The organism is Methylobacterium sp. P3_A11, assembly GCF_056403155.1.
On sequence record NZ_JBFUGA010000114.1, the window covers coordinates 1 to 18,633 of the forward strand.

14 protein-coding genes and 1 tRNA gene are annotated in these 18,633 nt (G+C 68.6%); 5 read left to right on the top strand and 10 right to left on the bottom strand.

The window, feature by feature from the left end; all coding sequences use genetic code 11:
- Window positions 1-326 precede the first annotated feature (326 nt).
- The 3 genes from sppA to AC1DXK_RS25860 are packed head-to-tail and all read left to right on the top strand — an operon-like array spanning window position 327 to window position 2,036.
- On the top strand, window positions 327-1,289 hold the full coding sequence (gene sppA / locus AC1DXK_RS25850) for a signal peptide peptidase SppA (protein WP_457103923.1): 963 nt from the start codon (window positions 327-329) through the stop codon (window positions 1,287-1,289).
- Window positions 1,290-1,337: 48 nt separating this feature from the next.
- Window positions 1,338-1,649 (top strand): integration host factor subunit beta, encoded by a 312-nt coding sequence (locus tag AC1DXK_RS25855; RefSeq protein WP_457103924.1) that lies wholly within the window; start codon window positions 1,338-1,340, stop codon window positions 1,647-1,649.
- 18 nt (window positions 1,650-1,667) lie between these two features.
- On the top strand, window positions 1,668-2,036 hold the full coding sequence (locus AC1DXK_RS25860) for a LapA family protein (RefSeq protein WP_457104066.1): 369 nt from the start codon (window positions 1,668-1,670) through the stop codon (window positions 2,034-2,036).
- A 143-nt stretch (window positions 2,037-2,179) separates the two neighbouring features.
- Here the strand turns inward: AC1DXK_RS25860 and AC1DXK_RS25865 are convergent, their stop codons facing one another.
- The 9 genes from AC1DXK_RS25865 to AC1DXK_RS25905 form a co-directional block, all read right to left on the bottom strand.
- On the bottom strand, window positions 2,180-2,842 hold the full coding sequence (locus AC1DXK_RS25865) for a phosphoribosylanthranilate isomerase (RefSeq protein ID WP_477299416.1): 663 nt from the start codon (window positions 2,840-2,842) through the stop codon (window positions 2,180-2,182).
- 211 nt (window positions 2,843-3,053) lie between these two features.
- Window positions 3,054-4,160 carry a DUF2125 domain-containing protein gene (locus AC1DXK_RS25870; protein ID WP_457103926.1) on the bottom strand — a complete coding sequence of 369 codons (1,107 nt, stop codon included), beginning with the start codon at window positions 4,158-4,160 and terminating at the stop codon, window positions 3,054-3,056.
- A gap of 141 nt (window positions 4,161-4,301) precedes the next feature.
- Window positions 4,302-4,748, bottom strand: coding sequence for a hypothetical protein (locus AC1DXK_RS25875; protein WP_457103927.1), 447 nt, complete (start codon window positions 4,746-4,748; stop codon window positions 4,302-4,304).
- Window positions 4,749-4,880: 132 nt separating this feature from the next.
- Complete coding sequence (locus AC1DXK_RS25880; RefSeq protein WP_457103928.1) at window positions 4,881-5,660, bottom strand: lysophospholipid acyltransferase family protein; 780 nt, start codon at window positions 5,658-5,660, stop codon at window positions 4,881-4,883.
- Between the two features lie 75 nt (window positions 5,661-5,735).
- Window positions 5,736-6,254, bottom strand: coding sequence for a hypothetical protein (locus tag AC1DXK_RS25885; protein WP_457103929.1), 519 nt, complete (start codon window positions 6,252-6,254; stop codon window positions 5,736-5,738).
- A gap of 100 nt (window positions 6,255-6,354) precedes the next feature.
- Window positions 6,355-9,552: an efflux RND transporter permease subunit gene (locus AC1DXK_RS25890; RefSeq protein ID WP_457103930.1), complete on the bottom strand. Its 3,198-nt coding sequence runs from the start codon at window positions 9,550-9,552 to the stop codon at window positions 6,355-6,357.
- A 107-nt stretch (window positions 9,553-9,659) separates the two neighbouring features.
- On the bottom strand, window positions 9,660-10,814 hold the full coding sequence (locus AC1DXK_RS25895) for an efflux RND transporter periplasmic adaptor subunit (RefSeq protein WP_457103931.1): 1,155 nt from the start codon (window positions 10,812-10,814) through the stop codon (window positions 9,660-9,662).
- 145 nt (window positions 10,815-10,959) lie between these two features.
- Window positions 10,960-11,280: a rhodanese-like domain-containing protein gene (locus AC1DXK_RS25900; protein WP_457103932.1), complete on the bottom strand. Its 321-nt coding sequence runs from the start codon at window positions 11,278-11,280 to the stop codon at window positions 10,960-10,962.
- Between the two features lie 142 nt (window positions 11,281-11,422).
- Window positions 11,423-12,706, bottom strand: a complete 1,284-nt coding sequence (locus AC1DXK_RS25905; protein WP_477299417.1) for a glycosyltransferase family 4 protein — start codon at window positions 12,704-12,706, stop codon at window positions 11,423-11,425.
- A 141-nt stretch (window positions 12,707-12,847) separates the two neighbouring features.
- Here AC1DXK_RS25905 and AC1DXK_RS25910 point away from each other — a divergent pair.
- A tRNA-Pro gene (locus AC1DXK_RS25910) sits at window positions 12,848-12,925 on the top strand.
- A gap of 792 nt (window positions 12,926-13,717) precedes the next feature.
- Here AC1DXK_RS25910 and AC1DXK_RS25915 read toward each other — a convergent pair.
- Entirely contained in the window at window positions 13,718-17,509 is a 3,792-nt protein-coding gene (locus AC1DXK_RS25915) for an SIR2 family protein (RefSeq protein WP_477299418.1), read from the bottom strand.
- Window positions 17,510-17,855: 346 nt separating this feature from the next.
- Here AC1DXK_RS25915 and AC1DXK_RS25920 point away from each other — a divergent pair.
- Window positions 17,856-18,633, top strand: a 778-nt coding sequence (locus AC1DXK_RS25920; RefSeq protein WP_477299419.1) for a L,D-transpeptidase, incomplete at its 3' end; no start/stop codon positions are given.

The following is an 18,633-nucleotide window of genomic DNA, read 5'->3' on the forward strand; positions in this document are numbered from 1 at the left end:
CCGGCCCGTCCGGGCGGCGGATCCACGGCTCAGAGACCCGCGCAGGACCTCGGTCCGGCGCGGGTTTTCTTTTGGGATCGGACAATTCAAGGTTGCCGCTGTCGCGTCGGCGGGGCGCTCTGCCGCCGCCGACGCGACAGCGACGGGCCAGCCGGTCATTTTCTTCACGCAGGCCGTATCCACGCCCGCGGTAAATGCTCTAGAACACCGGCCTCGCGCGGCTCGAACCGGGCGAGCCGAAGGAAACCAAGGACTTGCCCGGCGCGGGACGTTGCGCCCGCACCCCGTCAGAGGGGCGGACCGGGGGCTTCAGGGGAAGGCACAGCATGGCAGCCGACGCCGAACTGCTGATCGACCGGCGGCGCCTGCGCCGCAGGTTGTCCCTCTGGCGCGTCCTGGGGATCGGCGGCCTGATCGTGGCGGTCGGCGCCGTCGGCTACCGGGTCCGCGCGGGCGGGGAGGGCGGTTTCGCCGTGCAGCCGCAGATCGCCCGGATTTCCGTCTCGGGCTTCATCGCCGGAAGCGAGGCCACCGCCAAGCTGATGCAGCGGGTCGGCGACGCTGACGCCGTGAAGGGCGTGATCGTCTCGATCAATTCGCCCGGCGGCACGACCACCGGATCGGAGGAGATCTTCCGCAACCTGCGGGCGCTCGCCGCCAAGAAGCCGATCGTCGCCTTCGTGGACGGCACCGCCGCCTCCGGCGCCTACATCACCGCCATCGCAGCCGACCACATCGTCGCGCGCGAGACCAGCCTCGTCGGGTCCATCGGCGTGCTGTTCCAGTATCCCGACTTCTCGGGCCTGCTCGACAAGGTCGGGGTCAAGGTGGAGTCGGTGAAGTCGTCGCCGCTCAAGGCCGAGCCGTCGGGCTTCACGCCGACCTCACCGGAGGCGCGGGCGGCGCTGGCCGCCGTCGTCGGCGATACCTACGCGTGGTTCAAGAACCTCGTGGCCGAACGGCGCGGCATGGATGCCGGCCAGCTCAACACGGTCTCGGACGGGCGTGTGTTCAGCGGTCGCCAGAGCGTGCCGCTGAAGCTCGTGGACGAACTCGGCAGCGAGCGACAGGCCGTGGCTTGGCTCGAGAGCGCCCGCAGCGTGCCGAAGGACCTGCCGGTCAAGGACTGGAAGCCGTCGTCGCAGAGCAATTTCTCCCTGTGGTCGGCTGCCGGCATCGGCGCCGATCTGCTGGGCCTCGACGGCCTCGCGGCGCGGCTCCGGACCGTCGGCGCGGAAGCGCAGGCCGCCCGAGGCGGGATGCTTGCCCTCTGGCGTCCGGAACCCTGAACGCGCCGCCGCGCAGCCCGCCCCGATCCCGCGAGAAGACCAGACGCCATGATCAAGTCGGAGCTCGTCATCAAGATCGCCGAGCAGAACCCGCATCTCTACCAGCGCGACGTGGAGATCCTGGTCAACGCGATCCTCGACACCATTTCCGACGCGCTGGCCCGTGGCGACCGGGTGGAGCTGCGCGGCTTCGGCGCCTTCTCGGTGAAACGCCGGGACGCGCGCCGGGGACGCAACCCGCGCACGGGTGCCGCCGTTGCCGTGTCCGAGAAGGCGATCCCCGTGTTCAAGACCGGCAAGGAGATGCGCCAGCGCCTCAACGCCGCCGGCATCGGCGAGAGTGCCTCGGCCGCCGAGTAGGAAGGACCTGTGAGCGCGATGATCCGTTTCCTGAAGAGCCTCGTGCTGCTGCCGATCGCGGCCTTGGTGATCCTGCTGGCGGTGGCCAACCGCGCGCCGGTGCGGCTGTCCTTCGATCCGTTCAACGTGGACGCCCCGGTCTTCAGCGTTGATCTGCCGCTCTACGCGATCCTGTTCGGCGCCGTGGCGCTCGGCATCGTGGTCGGCGGCATCTTCACGTGGCTTGGCCAAGGCAAGACCCGCGCCCGGGCGCGTTATCATCGCCGCGAGGCGGTCCGCTACGAGCGCGAGGCGACCCGGCTGCGGGCCTACGCACCGGAGACCGAGGTGCCGAGCGCCTACACGGTTCCGAACTCGGGCCGGACGGCCCTGCCGGCGCCGCGCTGACGCGACAGCCGGTCCTGCGACGCCGGTGCTCGGCCAGAGGCGGTCCCGACCGAGGATGGCGGCGCGCACCGGTGGCGCCAGGACCGGGGTGTCCGGTCACGATCTCCAGGACGAGGCGGAACGGGCGGCATAGGCCTGCGGGCCTATCGCGCTCCTCGCGCGGCCGCCACGAAGGCCGCGATCCTGTCCGGGTCCTTGACCCCGGGCGCCGACTCGACCCCCGATGAGACGTCGACAGCGGTGATTCCGGTGCGGGTGACCGCCTCCGCGACGTTGACCGCGTCGAGGCCGCCCGAGAGCATCGTGCCGGGAGGAAGATCGCATCCGGCCAGGATCCCCCAGTCGAACGCGMGACCGTTGCCGCCCGGCAGGACCGCGTCCGGCGGCGCCTTGGCGTCCAGGAGGATTCGATCGGCCACGGCGGTGTAGGCCGGCAGGATCGCGAGATCCTCGCGGGCGGCGAGGCCGAGCGCCTTCATGACCGGCCGGCCGGTGAGCGCGCGGATGGCCGCGACGCGCACCGGGCTCTCGCGCCCGTGCAGCTGGATGAGATCCGGATCCACCGCCTCCAGGACGGCTGCGACCAAGGCGTCGTCGGGATCGACGAGCAGGACCACGCGCTCGGCGCGCCCGCGGGCGCGGGCCGACAACACAGCGGCCCGCGCGAGCGCGACGTGGCGCGGGCTGCGGGGAAAATGCACCAGCCCGATCCAGTCGACCCCGGCCTCCAGCGCGGCGGTTAGGGTCGGTTCGGTGCTGAGCCCGCAGATCTTGATGCGGGTCGGGGGGACGGTCGTCGAGGCCATGCGCCTCCTATAGCGGATGGTGCCGTGCGGATCAGGCCCCCGTGGCGGTCTTGCACACCCCGGCGCCGGCCGGCGGCGGCGGCCATGACGATCCCGATTGTGCACCATGCCCCACGGCGCCGTGACGCTGCCTCAGGGAAGTGGCCGGCGCAGGATCGCCCGCACGTCGGACATCGGTCTGGACAGCGCCGCAGCGCGATCGACGGCGGGTCTAGTACAGCGCCGGCACCGAGACGTTCGGGATTGGAAAGCCGCTGAAGACGACCTTCCCGTCGACGAGGCGCAGGGGCGGCAGCGCCTTCAAGGGCGCGGCATCGCCCGGCGTCTCYGCATCCGGGCGACGGCTCAGGCCGAGGAGGCCGCCGACCAACTGTCCCACCAGCGCGCCCCTGTCGGAGCCGAAGCGCTGGCCCACGATGCCGCCCACCAGCGCATCGATCCCGGCGGCCCGCAGATCGATCTGACCCGCCGGACGATGCAGGGCGTCGAGAACCAGCGTCCCCTTGGCCTGGACCCGCTGTGCGCCCTTGGCGAGCGACAGGGCCGCGAGATCCAGGGTGCCGCCGGCCTGACGCCAGCGCTCCAGCTCGCGGGCCACAGTTCCGGTCCGCAGCACGGCGGCCTGCGTGAGGGTGGCGTCCAGGACGAGATCGGCCGGGTCGGGCGTACCGGTGAGGGCGTCGAGCTGCGGCACGGCCGCCTGGTTCAGGCGCAGGCTCATGTCGACGGCACCGTCGGATTCGTAGCGGCCCGGTGTCGGGCGGGCATGCAGCTCCATGTGCCGGCCGGCAACCGCAATCGGCCCCGGTTCGGCGCCCTTGACGGTGATGTTGGGCGTGTCGACCACCAGTGAGGCCCGGGTAAAGCCCTCGGCGGCCCCGTGGAAGCTGCCCTGGAGCCCGCTCCAGGTCGCGTCCCCGGTCAGCGCGCCCTGCTCGACATGGAAGGGTCCGGCGCTCTCGAAAACCACGAGGCGGGGCTGGTAGATCTGCGCCACGGCGGTGCTCGGCCCGAGCCGGAACCGCCCGTCGGCACGCTCCAGGGTCACGGCGCTGCACCGCAGCTCGATGCGGAACGGGAAACCGCCGAGGGAACGGTCCGCACAGGTCCAGGTACGACCCGCCGCCGCCTCGCGGGCGATCCAGCCGTCGATCTCACCGGCCGCGCGTCCCCGGATCCAGAACCAGCCGGCCGACCATCCGACCACCACGACGGCGAGCAGAATGTAGGGCAGGAACAGACCGAGGCGTGAGCGCCGCGCCACGCCTGCCGGTCGAGCCTGGGCGGCCGCTTCCGGCCGCGTCCGATCCTGCACCATGCACTCCGCTCCCCGTCCCGGGTCCCTTGGGACCATCGCGCCCCCCGGCATGAGGCCACGCAAGGGGCGAAACTGGGGCAGCGCCGCGCTCCGTCGACGCCGCGCGAAAAGGCGCGCGACGATCCGGTGCGGATTTCTCGATCAGACCTGCGCCGGCTCGACGCGGTCGACCTGCAGGTCCTCGACGATCGCCACCCGCTCGGCCTCGTTCTCGGCGAGACGATGAACGTGCATCTCGGTGGCGCCCCGACGGCGCACCCGGTCGAGCCAGGTCCGCCGCAGATGATCGCGGGGGCTCTCGCGGGAACTGGCGACCGAGACCATCTCGGCGATGCCCGCGCCGTCCCGGCGCACGGCGATCACCACCGCCTCGGCCATCTCGTCGAGGTCGAAGCCACCGGCCGGATGGACGCCCACCACGTAGCGCCGGCCAGAGCGGCCGCGCCAGGCCGAGAGCGGAAGCGCGGGGGAACCGCGCAGGCCTGCCGTCGTCTTGAGACGTTCTTCACGCACATCCTGTCTCCGCGTGCGATCGTCCTTCAGGTCGCGGAGCGCGGCCGACCAGGACAGGGCTCTTTTGTTCGCCATTTGTTCCAACCTAGCGCGCGATATCCACAGCCGTCAAGCACGACGTTCCTGAGGGAGGATGTGGGAATTGCGCCCGTTATCCACAAGCCGGAGCGGCCGGCATCGCGGCTTTCCGGGGCATCGACCGACCGATCAGCGGCGAGGTTCTGCAGCCGCCGAAGTCTCGGCTTCCGGGACGGCCTGTCCTACGGCGGCGAGCCCTTCAAGGCCCCTGTCGACGAGGGCGTTGGAGGCCGTCTCGAGGCGCTCCTGCGCCAGGGTCTGGAACGCCTGCCGCGTCAGCCCCGGGGGGATCGGCGGCAGGAACGCGATGACCGCCGTGCCGGGCCTGCGCACGAGGCTGTTGCGGGACCAGAACAGGCCGGTGTTGAGGGCCACGGGCAGGCAGGGAACATTCAGCGCCGTGTACAGGTGGGACAGGCCCTGCTTGTAGGCGGGGGGCGCGCCGACCGGGCGGCGGGTCCCCTCGGGGAAGATGATGAGCTGGCGCCCCTGCCGGATCGCCTCGGCCGCGGCGCCGTTCATCAGGCTCATGGCCCGGGTGCCCTTGGACCGGTCGATCGCCACCATGCCACTGCGCGAGAGGTACCAACCGATCAGCGGGATCAGCAGCAATTCCCGCTTCAGGATGTAGGCGAAGTCCGGCAGCACGGTGCACAGGGCCAGGGTCTCCAGGGCTGACTGGTGCTTGGCGGCCACGAGCAGCGGCCCCGGCGGGATGTTCTCGAGGCCGTGGAACTCGACCCGCGTCCCCGCGACGACGCGCAGCAGCCACAGGGTGATCCGTCCCCAGATCCGGGCCAGCCGCAGCACCGACCGACCGGAGATCAGCATGGGCAGGCCGGCGACCGCCAGGATGGCCGTGGTCGCGTAGAAGCAGACGTTGAAGGTGAGGGAGCGAAGGGCGATCATCGGAAACCGTGACGTGGCGGCCTCCCTGTAGCGCGCCCGCCCGCCCGCGGCCAAGGGCGACGTCGCGGGGGTCGATCAGGCGTCCGCGGCGATGCGGCCGTCCCGGGCCAGCCCGGCGCCACGCCCGGCAACGAGCCAATAGACCAAGCCGGCACTGGCGCCGACGACGAAGAGGATCAGCGTCAGGCGCGCCTCGGCGGCGAGGAGGCCGGGATCGCGTGCGCCCCCTGCCGACCGGACCGCGCCACGGGTCAGCCAGGGGAGAGCGGCGGTCAGAAGGCCGCCGCCGGCGCCGTACCACAGAAGGCCGCGCCGGCCGAGGATCTCGCCGCTGAGACCGATCAGGGCCGGGGGGACGAACAGCAGAACGAAGAGGGCCTTCGCGAGGCCGACGATGAACAGGGCGAGGCCCTCGGGGGGCAGGCCGGCCGACAGGTCGGACAGGGCCATGTCGAGGCCGGCGAGCGCCCCGCCGGTCAGCCACGCCTGCGCGGCCGGATCGACGAACAGGGCCAGAACGAGGACGGCAAACCCCGTCGGGACGGCGAGAAGGAGGGCGAAGGCCCCGAGGATCAGGCGGCCGAGGGCATGCATTCCGCAAGCCTCTACACCGGGCGCCCCGGTTCGTCGCGCGAAAGCCGCACCCGATCCCCACGGACCGGATGCGGCTTCCATGATGCGGCCCCGCGGCGGGTCAGCCGTGGGCGGGGGCGGCGTCGCCGGGATCGCCGTGCGTGTGCGTCTTCCGGAACCGGCCGAGCCAGAGCGAGAAGTGGCGGATCACCACGTAGAAGACCGGCGTCAGGAACAGGCCGAAGAAGGTCGCACCGATCATCCCGAAGAACACCGCGGTGCCGAGGGCCTGGCGCATCTCGGCGCCGGGACCGGTCGCGATGACCAGCGGCAGGGTGCCGAGGATGAACGCGAAGGCGGTCATCAGGATCGGGCGCAGGCGGAGACGGCAGGCTTCCACCGCCGCCTCGACCGGGCCGCGATGCTCCCGCTGCTCGATGTCGTGGGCGAACTCGACGATCAGGATCGCGTTCTTGGCCGCGAGGCCGATGAGCACGATCAGGCCGATCTGGGTGAGGATGTTGTTGTCCTGCCCGCGGAACTGCACGCCCGCGAGGGCGGCGAGCACGCCGGTGGGCACCACCAGCAGGATCGCCAGCGGCAGCGCCCAGGACTCGTACTGCGCGGCCAGGACCAGGAAGACCAGCAGCACGCCCAGCGCGAAGACGGCGCCGGCCGTCCCGCTCGCGGCCTTCTGCTGGTAGGCGATCTCAGTCCAGTCGTAGGAATAGCCGTCGGGCAGGGCCTTCTTGGCGATCTCCTCCATGGCGGTCAGCGCCTGACCGGTGGAGACGCCGGGCTTGGCCACGCCCTGCACCGGCACCGAGTAGTACAGGTTGAAGCGCTGGACGATCTGCGGACCGGTCACGTCCCGCACCGAGGCGAGCGTCCCCATCGGCACCAGCGCGCCCGTGGAGGATCGCACCTTGATCTGCGAGATGTCCTGGATCGACGTGCGGAACGCCGCATCGCCCTGCAGGCGCACCTGGTAGATGCGGCCGAGGGTGTTGAAGTCGTTCACGTAGGTGCCGCCGAGATCCGCCTGGACCGACGAGAACACGTTGGCCAGCGGCACGTTCAGCATCCGCGCGATGGTGCGGTCGATGTCGAGGAAGAGCTGCGGCGTCGAGTTGTCGAAGGTCGTGAAGACCCGCTGCACGTCCGAACTCTGATTGGCCTGACCCAGCACTTCGCCGGCCGCGGCCATCAGCGGGCCGATATCCGACGATTGGCGGCTCTCGATCTGCATCTTGAAGCCGCCGCCGCTGCCGAGGCCGCGGACGGGCGGCGGCGGGATCACGATGACCCGGGCCTCCTGGATGTCGGAGGTCGCCTTGAGCACGTCGCCTGTGATCACGGCCGCGCTCCGGCCGGTCACCGCGCGCTCCTTGGCGCCCTTGAGGGTCAGGAACATCACGCCGGCATTCGTCGTGTTGGTGAAGGTCGCGCCGTCGAAGCCGGCGATGATCACCGCGTTGGCGACGCCGTCGACCGTCCGGGCCTGCTTGGCGGCGCGCAGGATCACGTCCGTCGTGCGGTCGAGGGAGGCGCCGGAGGGCAGCTGGACCACGCCGATCAGGTAGCCCTGGTCTTGGTCCGGGATGAAGCCCGTGGGCGTCGTCTGCGCGAGGTGCAGGGTGCCGGCGATCACCGCGGCATAGACCAGCAGCATCACGCCGAGGCCGACGATGCCGCCGGTCAGGACGCGGATCGTCCGGCCGTAGGCGTTCGACGTCGCGTCGAAGGCGCGGTTGAAGCCGTTGGCCAGCCAGTTCACGAACCGGGTCAGAAAGAACTTCGGCTCCTTGCGGGCGTGATGCGGCACCAGCAGCAGCTTGCAGAGCGCGGGCGACAGGGTCAGCGAGTTGAAGGCCGAGATCAGCGTCGAGGCCGCGATGGTCAGCGCGAACTGCTTGTAGAACTGGCCCGAGATGCCCGGGATGAACGCGGTGGGCACGAACACCGCGGCGAGCACCAGCGCGATGGCGATGACCGCGCCGCCGACCTCGTCCATGGTCTTGTGGGCGGCGTCGCCCGGGGACAGGCCCTCGGCCATGTTGCGCTCGACGTTTTCCACCACCACGATCGCGTCGTCGACCACGATTCCGATGGCGAGCACGAGCCCGAACAGGGTCAGGTTGTTGAGCGAGAAGCCGAAGGCCGCCATCGCCGCGAAGGTGCCGATCAGCGAGACGGGAATCGCGATCACCGGGATCAGCGCGGTCCGCCAGCTCTGCAGGAAGACCAGCACCACGATGACGACGAGGCCGACCGCCTCGAACAGGGTCTTGTAGACCTCGTGGATGGATTCCTCGATGAACTCCGTCGGGTTGTAGGCGATGCGGTACTCGACGTCCGGCGGGAAGTTCTTCTTGACGACCTCCATCACCTTCTTGACCGACGCGGCTGCGTCGAGGGCGTTGGTGCCCGGGCGCTGGAACGCGCCGATTCCCACCGCGGGCGTGTCGTTGAGGTAGGAGTTCGTCGTGTAGTCCTTCTGGCCCATCTCGACGCGGGCGATGTCCTTCACCCGGACGAGGCGCCCGTCCTGGGCCTTGATGATCACCTCGGCGAATTGCTCCGGCGTCTTGAAGCGCGCCTGCGACTGCACGACGAGCTGGAACGCCTCGCTCTTGGCCGCGGGCGGTCCGTTCAGCTGGCCGGCCGCCACCTGCACGTTCTGCTCCTGCAGCGCGGTGGTGACGTCGGTGACGGAGAGACCGTAGGCGGCGAGCTTGTTGGGATCGACCCAGATCCGCTCGGCATACTCGTTGCCGCCGAAGATCGTGATGTCGCCGACGCCGTCGAGGCGCAGCAGCTCGTCGCGGATGTTCAGGTAGATGTAGTTGGCGAGATAGTTCTGGTCGTAGGTCTTGTTCGGCGAGAGCAGGTGCACGACCAGCATCAGGTCGGGCGAGGCCTTGCGCACGGTCACGCCGAGGTTGCGCACGTCCGGCGGCAGGCGCGGCTGCGCCACCGACAGCCGGTTCTGCACCAGCACGTTGGCGATATCGAGGTTGGTGCCGACCTTGAAGGTCACGGTCAGCAGCATGTTGCCGTCGTTGGTCGACAACGACGTCATGTACAGCATGTTGTCGACGCCGTTGACCTCCTGCTCGATCGGCGTCGCGATCGTGGCGGCCACGGTCTCGGCATTGGCGCCCGGATAGGAGGCGCGCACGGTCACGGTCGGCGGCACGATCTCGGGATATTGCGAGACCGGCAGGCTCTCGTAGGCCACGAAGCCGAGGATCAGGAACACGATCGACGTGACGGACGCGAAGATCGGCCTATCGACGAAGAAATGGGCGAAACGCATCGGTCAAACCTCTGAGGCCCGCCGGTCTCCCGGACGGGGCCCTGCGTCGTCGGTGCGGGGGGCGCTGCAGGGCGCGCTCGAACGCGGTTGCGGTGAGCCGCCCGGGCTCACGTCTTGCTCGGAGGCAACTCGATGGTCTCGGGGGTCACCTTGGCGCCGGGCCGGACCCGCGAGAGACCGTTGACCACCACCGTCTCGTCGCCCTTCAGCCCGGACTGGATCACCCGGTAGCCGTCGACCTTCGGACCCAGCACCACGTCCTTCTGCTGGATGACGTTGTCGGGGCCGACCAGGTAGACGATGCGCTTGTCCTGATTGGCGGCGACCGCCTCGTCGGGGATCAGGATGCCCTGAAACGGCTTGGTCGCCGGCATCGAGACGATGCCGAACAGGCCCGGCTTGATGAACAGGTCGCCGTTCGGGACCGTGGCGCGGAGCAGGATCGTGCCGGTGGCGTTGTCGACCCGGTTGTCGACGAAGTCGAGGGTACCCTTGCGGGTCGGCTTCGGCTCGCCGGACAGGGCGATCAGGATCGGCACGCCCTTGCCCTGCTGGGTCTGGCCCATGCCGATGCCGAGGCTGCTCTGGTATTTCAGAAACGCCTTCTCATCGACCGTGTAGCTGAAATAGATCGGATCCAACGAGACGATCGTCGTTAGCATCGTCTGATCGGCGCTGACGATGTTCCCCTCGGTGACGAGCCGCCGGCTGATCCGACCGTTGATCGGCGCCTTCACCTCACTGAAGTCGTAATTCAGCTGGGCGTTGTTAAGGGCGGCCTGGGCGCTGTCGACGTCGGCCTGGGCGGTCTGCGAAGCCTGCCGGCGCTGGTCGGTGACCTGCTCGGAGATGTTGCCGCTCCGGGACAGGGTCTGGGCGCGCTCGAGATCCGTCTGCGAGAAGGACTGGCGCGCCTTCGCGGAGGTCAGCGCCGCCTGGGCCTGCTCGAGGGCCGCCTTGTAGGGGCGCCGGTCGATGACGAACAACACGTCGCCCTTCTTCACGGTCTGGCCGTCGGTGAAGTTGATCTTCTCGAGGTATCCGGTGACGCGGGCGCGGACCTCGACATAATCAATCGCGTCGAAGCGGCCGGTATACTGATCCTGTTCGACGATCTCACGCACCACGGGCTTGGCCACGGTGACCTTGGGCGGCGGGCCGCCGGGCGCCTGCGCGCGGGCCGGCGTCGCGAGGGGGCCTGCGGCGAGCCCCGCGATCAGGCCTGACAAGACGGTGAGAAGGCTGGGAAGCCGGCTGCGCATCGGGTCCTGCTGTCCGTTGGCCGACCGTCCGGTCGCGCCGAGCTTGACGATTGTTCCGCCGCGAGTGGGCCGTAACCCGCGTACCCCGCCGCAGCTTGTGCGCGAGCGCACATCACGGCCTCGTGAGCCAAATTGAAACGACGGGTCAGGCGATGGTTTCGCCGGCGCCGTACCAGTCCTTGAAGCCGCCCTTGTAGTGCTCCGTGATCTCGAGCCCGGCATTCTGCGCGGCCATCAGCGCGTGGACCGACCGCACGCCCGAGGCGCACGAGAAGACCGGACGCCGGCCATCCTCGGCCAAGAGGGCCGCCACGGCCTGCGGATCGAAATCGGACAGCGGATGCGAGACGGCGCCCGGGATGTGCCCGGCCTCGTATTCATGCGATTCCCGCACGTCGATGACCAGCATCGAACCATCGCTGAGCCCGCGCTTGACTGTCTCGCGATCGAGGTCGACCACCCGCATCGGCAGGATCTCCGTTCAACCCGTTTGGGGCTCAGCCTGGCTGACTGACGCTTTTCCTTATTCGTCAGGCCCCGGCGGCGCAACTTGAGCCCGTCCGCGCGCAGCGGCCGACCTCCGGCCCGGTCGAGGCCGCGCCGACACCTCAGAGCGCCGTGAGAACCGGGTTCACGGCGGCAAAATGCGTCTCCCAGTCGGGCGGCCGGTATCCGACCAAGCGTCCGGCCAGTTCGGCGTGCGCGCTCCCGTCGGGGCGTGCGAGCGCCTCGATCGCCGCGATCCAACCCGGACCGTCCAGCGGATCGCGGAACGACGCGAAGGTCTCGGCGATCTCCCGGTGGACGGGGATGTCGGAGGCGATCACCGGCAGCCCGGAGGCAGCCGCTTCGACCACGGGAATCCCGTAGCCTTCGGTGAAGGACGGCATCAGCAAGGCGGTGCAGCTGCGCATCAGGGCGGCGAGCCCATGCGTGGACAGCCCCGAGGCCTCGACGACGTGGTCCCGCACACCGGGGCAGCGCTCCAGCATATCGATCGCGCTCTCGGCCTCCCAGCCCCGGCGGCCGACCACGATGAGCCGCGGAGCGGCGGCACCATGGCGCTCGGCCAGGAGCCGCCAGATCTGGAACAGCAGCAGGTGGTTCTTGCGCGACTCGATGGTGCCGCAGACCAAAAAGGTCGGCCGGTCCGGCCGGAACCGCGGCCCGTTCGGCCCGAAGGCGGGCTCGACTCCGAGGTGCCCCACCGCCAGCGGCGGCCGCCCGAACCCTTCAGCGGCGAGATGCGCCAGGGTGAGCCGACCGGTATCGGCGGAATTCACCAGGATCGCGGCGGCGTGCCGCCCGATGGTGCGCAGGCGCGCCCGGTGGCGGTCGGCCTCACCGGACCGGCCGTATTCCGGGTGGGTGATCGGGATGATGTCGTGGACGAAGAAGGCCGCGCGCACGTCCGGCCGCGTGTATAGCCAGTCGAACCGGCGCGGGTCGTCGAGGCGCAGATGCGAGGTATGCAGGTAGAGCGCGTCCCTGGGCAGGGCGGCGACCGGCCGGCCGCGGACCGCGATCTCGGCGGCTTTCCGCATCTGGATCCGGCGTCGGTCCGCGGGCCGCGCCGACGCAGACGAAACCGGTGCGGGCGGCGCGGCGGCCGGATCTCCGCAGAGGGTCGCCAGCCGGAGATAGACCGGGTCCGATGCGGCCTCCCGATCCTCGACCCAGCCGGCCGCCACGGCTTCGACGATCGCCAGAGCCCGTTCACGGTTGAGGATGCGCGGTCCGAACGCCGTCGCGACGACGCCGACGCCCGTATCCGACCGGCCGAGATAGGCGCGGGCGTAGGCGAGATCGACGCGGTCGATCCCCGACGGGCTCGCGTGGCGCAGACGCGTGACGAGGCGGGTGAGATCGAAGGCGATCGGTCGTTCCGACATGATCCTCTGGCAATCGACTGGGCGGGGGCTCCCCGTAGCGATCATGGCCCGCGAGAGCCAGCTCATCCGCGCCGGAGGCCGCCACCGAAGGGGTTGCGCGGGCGCGGCGCGGAGGCTAAGAGCGCCGAGCCCTAGCGGCGTCGGAGTGTAGCGCAGCCCGGTTAGCGCACTAGTCTGGGGGACTAGGGGTCGTGGGTTCGAATCCCGCCACTCCGACCATTTTTCTTCGCGGCGGCAATGAGTTATTGGTGGACGGATTTTCGCCCGCCAATATGGCCGTTTTTTGGGTCCGATTTGGGTCCTGTCGCAAACTTCTGCCGTTTCTCGGGTAGTGGTTGCCAATGAGCGCTCTCGCAGCGGAGATGCGCGCCTGGATGCCCCATAATCGTCAGTTGTGATTCGCGTCCGGAGCTTGGGCACCGCCGCGCCTCGCCCTTGCGAAGCTGTGGTCCGGACAGCACGGCCTCAAATCGCTCGTTTAGATTTCACACGCCAACCGCGCCGGGCGTAAGCTAAGCCGTGAGCGGCGGGTCTGGGCGGCGTCGAAATGGGCTCTAACGGACTTTTAATCTGTAGGTCCTGGGTTCGAGTCCCAGCGCACTCACCACTGTTCTCAGCAACTTACCTGGCCCGCGGCGGTCCTGCTCGCCGCTGCGGGTAACAATTCGGGTAACGCAAGCCGCGGGACGAACCGGCGATCTAATTTCCGGTCCGGCCTCACTGGCATGAACAGCGCAAGGTCGCGAGTGTGACCCTCGTGCTGCAGGTGGGTACGGATCGCCCCGATGCATCGGCTTAAACGGCGCCTTCGGGCCGATGAGGCGGCCGAGGTTCTGGGGTTGGCGGGTGGTGTCGCTATCTGACAGCATGATGAGGCTCCGTTTGAAGAGCCGTCAGCGTCACACCCCGAACGCAATCCGGCCGCGCCGCAGCTGCGCGCCACTATCGGACCTTGTCCTTCGTCCAGGAAGCAGGCCTTCGGTTCGGCGCCCAATCCAGGCACGTCGTTCGCTACCTCAGCTCCAAGCGGCGGCGAAGCTCGGAAAGCCTTGGATCTGCTGCCGTTTCCGGAGCTTGGGCCAGGCCTTCGAGCAAATGCTCGACCCGGTAGGGCCACAACGACACATCCTCGCCGAGGACTGCCCAGAGCAAGTCGAGAAGCGGGCCTGGATGGTCCTTCGCAGGCGTTCTCTCGTCGGTGCGGTTCCCGGAATCTAAGCGCAGGGCCGCATCCCGCAGCGGCACCAGCCTCGGCAGGATCGACGCGACGACCCTTGGCATGAGATCGCCGCTCGCGAGCGCGAAGTTCGCCAGCTGCCTGGACATCGCGGGCGTATGCAGAGCCCGCTGCTTGGGCCAAACCCGCTCGAAGAACGCCCCCACCTTGTCTCGCCAGGGCGCCTCAGGCTCCGTACACCATCGCTCAAGTTGCCATAAGAGCCGTGAGCGGAATTCGTCGCTGGCATGGATCAGGGTCTCGCGCAGTTCATCGTCCAGGACGAGAGGCGTGCCGTCGTCGTCGGTGCTGCCCCAACCGGCGAGCAGGAAACCCGCGACGATCGTGGTCCTGTCCCTCCGATCGCTGCCGCCATCACAGATAGCGCGTTCCAGCAAAGCTTTTTTGACCAGTCCGTAGAGCGGACGCGGCGGCAAACGAGCGGCCCAGAGCAGACCTTCCCAGAGGGCGTCGCCATCCGGGCCGTCGTCGTCCACGAGCCGAAGCATCCACCCCTCGGTCCAATCCCGATCGATGGTGAAGAGCCAGGTGACCTGATGTCCGAGCATGACTAGCGCGTGCCGGCGCAAGTCACCGGGTAGTGCCAAGAGGTCGTCGAGCATCGTTGTCCAGTGGGACGGGAAGCCCGCGCCGGCTTTCAGCTCTTTTGTCGCGGGATCCTTCATCGCCAAGCCGAACAGCTTCCCGACTGGGGCATTCAGCGCCTCCATCGCCCAGGACCGATGCAGCCTGCGCCGACCATGCCCGTCTTCCGAGCGGAGGGCGGCCATCAAGGCCCGCCACAGACCGGGTAGAGCATCTGCCACATCTTCGAAGAAGCGCTCCCCTACCGCCTCCATCCATACGGAAACCGGGTAGGCGATCTCGTGGAAGCCCGATGGCGGCAGGGTACACAAACGTGCCGCGATCGAGCGGACCAGGCGGGGCGGGTCCGAGGGTCGGTTCTCTGTTCCCAGGAAGGCGGACCAAGCCCATCTGGGTGCCTCGCCGGAGCGGGCGGCATGGGCAAGGGCGGCGAGAGCTCGGACGGGCTTCGAAGCGGCAAGGCCTCGGAAGGGATCGCGCTCAGTCCGCTCCGCGAAGTTTGTTTCCCGAAGCTCCGCCGACCGGCGCAGAATGTGGCTGATGGGGACCCCGTCGAGAGGATCCGGCCGTGTGTCGCGTTCGATGGAGAACACCTGCGGCGCATTCGAGTCGGCCGCCCTGTCTCCCGCCTGCGTGGTCCACTGTGGCGCCGCGAGCCGTTGCGCGTCCATCGCCCCGCCCACGTCGAAGTTGAACGTCACCCCCTGGGTGGACAGCCAATGCAACCGATTCAGCCGGTCGTACGCCGCCAGCTCGACTTCCCTGCCTGCCACGGCGGTGTCCCATGGGTAGGAGCCCCGTAGGAGACGCTCCCCCACGACGCTTCGGTCGTCGTCCGAAAGGTCCCGCCAGCGGTCGCGCAAGGCATAAAGGAGGTCGCGCTCGTGAGTGGAGCCCCAGAACGCTCGATCCGGCAGCGTTCTAAAGACGGCGCCCGCTGCCCCTCCGTCCAGCAGGCCCGCGCCCGCTGCCCAGATGCGGAGCCGCGCGAAGACGTATTCGTCGCGGGTCGGCCAGGAACGGAACTGGTCCCTCGCCGCCTCAGGATCGACGGCCGCGAGACGGGCCATCAGCCTCTGAAAGCGCACGACAGGGCCCGTGATGCCGTAGCTGTCGTCCGAGGGATCGGGGCCGCCATCCGGCCCGCGGCTAGTCTGCATATGCAGGCGGTCCGTCCCGGAGATCTCCTCTTCGAGAGCTATGGATAGATCGAGATTGCTCCGAAAGCACGAGATCGCGTACGCAAGCCATGTATCGGGAACATCGATGCCCTCGTGCGGGTGCGGATAGTCGACGTCGACGTGGATGACGTTTTCGGTCCGATCCTCAGAATCCCAGACCATTGGGTGCGGGAGGCCGTAGGCCGCCTGCGCCGCAAGCCGCGGCCGATAGAGGGCGGCAAGCTCCCGTACCAGCGAGGCGTTCCACCCTTCCTGTTTCCCCCGGCGTTCGATGTCGTACTTCAGCATCATCGGATCGGGCCTTCGATCGGCCCAAGCAGCGATCAGCATCCGCCAGCCGCGCAGGATGGGCGGGGGAAAGCGCCCTCCGTCGTGCAGCAGGGCGTTCTCGATACCTTCCAGCACCGCCGGATGCAGCCCCGGCTGGTGCGCTGCCCACCACAGGGCAACGGGCTGGTGCGCCACTTGTCGGAGCCACACCCCAATCCCCTGTAGGCGGGGCGGCAGGTCGGCACCGAACCCGCCCGTTCGCCCTGAGAGCAAAACGACCGAGCTTCGCGCGCCTTGCTCGAAGTCGAGGGTGTTCGATCGGAGGAGGTCGATGGCTTCCGCAGGTACCGGCCGTTCGCGCCGGAAGCTTTCTGGGTCCGGTGGCGCTGGCGGCGGATCGTCATCGAGGCCGAGCGCATCGAAGGGGTCGAAGGGTGGCTCGCCGTCGTCGATCGGGATGCCTCCCCCCGGGCGCGCGTAGCGTTGCGCAGGATCGGCGACGAGAAGCCATTCCGCGTTTAATGGCTTTGCCGCCACGACGACGCGGCGAACGCCCTCGGCGGTCGTGAGAACGTGAGCGACCTGCCCACGCTCATGGGCCAGCAGCCCTTTGGGGCCGGAAGCCGCCCTGGCGAACGTCGCTTCGTGCCATTCCTGTCCATCGCGGGCGCGTGCTGCCCAGGCCCCCAGCGTTTCCCAGAGGCCTCCGAAGTCGTCAAACGGGATCGCCTGGACGCCGCGGTGCTCCCAGAGCGCCACGGCGGAACGCTCGTCGCCATGCTGAAGCGCGTAGAGCCTGTTTCGGGTGCCGGCCCTCAGGTTGAGCCCTTCCAAGAGGTACTGCACCGGCGGGTCGTCGGCGGTGTAGCCGACGAATAGGATCTGAAACCGCGACAGCAGCGCTTGGATGAACCGCGTCGCCCAACCGAGCGAGAGATAGGCTCGTCCGAAATCGGCGCTGGAGACGACGAACTCCTCGTCCTGAGCCGTCCGGTAGCCCTCGTCAACGCGGCCATGCAGGTGCACGACGCCCCGGAAATCGCGGTCGCTACGCGGATCCGGCAAGTTCGGTGGCCCGGAGCTGAGCAGGGTCGAATCGCACGACTCGAACAGGAGGTCGAAATTCGTCGTCACAAGACGGGTTGTGCCGCGGGCAGTCGCAAGGTCGAGCAGTGCGCGATGGGCGCCTAGGCCGGCATCGGGGCGCGGGCGGATAGCTTCCGACACGGCCGCACGTACGTCGGAAACTTCGAACTCGCGCTGGAGAAGGCCGAATACCCGGTCGGTCGCAACGAGGCCTCCCACGCCCGGCATGGGAGCCAGGGCGAGCGCCTGTTCGAGTAGGAGGCGGGCTCTGCTGTCCTTTGCGGCGCCGAGGAGGCGGATCACCTCGCGTCCCAGCCCGGCGAAGCTCGGCAACCCCGCCTCTTGCTGGCTTACCCCGGCGCCGCAGAAGAGGATGACGTCGCCGGCATCCCGCGCGACGATTAGCTCGTCGGGGATGGAAGGGCCGTTTGCCGTAAATCGCATGGGTTCGAGACATAACGCAGCGGCGATGCTCTTGCAGCTTGGTCGAAGCACACACGTCGCATTCGGCCAGACCCGGGCCTTCGAGGCTAACCGAGTCGCCAGCAAGCAGACCTTCCGGATGGCAGAAAATGGGTCAGCTGCGGAGCTTGAGAGCTTTCTGTAAGCGGACGTTCTGCAATGCGCCCAATCCAGCCATTCGGCTGGCTCTGACGACGTCTGGTAAGCGGACGCTACCAGCAGCGATCGGCCATTTGCAGCCACTTTGCCAAACCGTACCCGGAACCTTGACTTTAAGGGCCGATTATCTTGACGCGGCCACGCTTGGTGTCCCCGCCGGAGAGGAACGATGCACGTTATCAAGCTGCTGATTGCATCGTGCATCCTCACGACAGCTGGCGCGCACCTAGCTTCCGCCCAGTTCGTCGATCCGTTCAAAGTACTAGAAGCGGCAAAACATGATCGCCTGGAGCTCGATAAACGGCTTGCACGCGAGGCGGCGGAACGGCTGCAAAAGGACAAAGCAGAGCAAGCCGCGAAGCTAATCGCGCAGCGGAAGCTAGATCAACAAAGATCTGCGGCGATAGGTGTTTCTCCTCCAGTCGCGTCAGCAGAGCAGGCAGTCACTTCCCAAAATCCTGGACCTATCCCCGAGCTGCGCAACCCGCCCGCTTCATCCGGCGCTGCAGCAAGTGGAGCATCCGAGGCTAGCGAGACGAGCACCCCGGCGGCTCACGGGATCTTAGCGGTTGTAGCTCCCTCGCCGGAATCGTCGGAAAGCACCACCCACAGAACACCCGCCTCGAGTTCGACCACATCTCCCCCGAACGCGGCAGGCGCTCTGGAGGTGCCACTCTCAGCAACCCTGGCTCTCGATCCTTTGAGTGCCCTCCCTGCTGCCTCCGAACCGCCGCACGGAACGCCGCCCGCTGGCGAGGTCACGAGGCCCGCTGTTGCGGCTCCGGCACGCGTACTGATCACGGTCGACAAGGCCGCTCAGCGCATGCGGGTGACGGTTGACGGAAAGGTCCGGTACTCCTGGGCGGTCTCAACGGCACGAGCGCCGTACAGGACGCCGGCAGGCACGTTCCGCCCCCTGTGGTTGGCAAAGGTACACTACTCCAAGG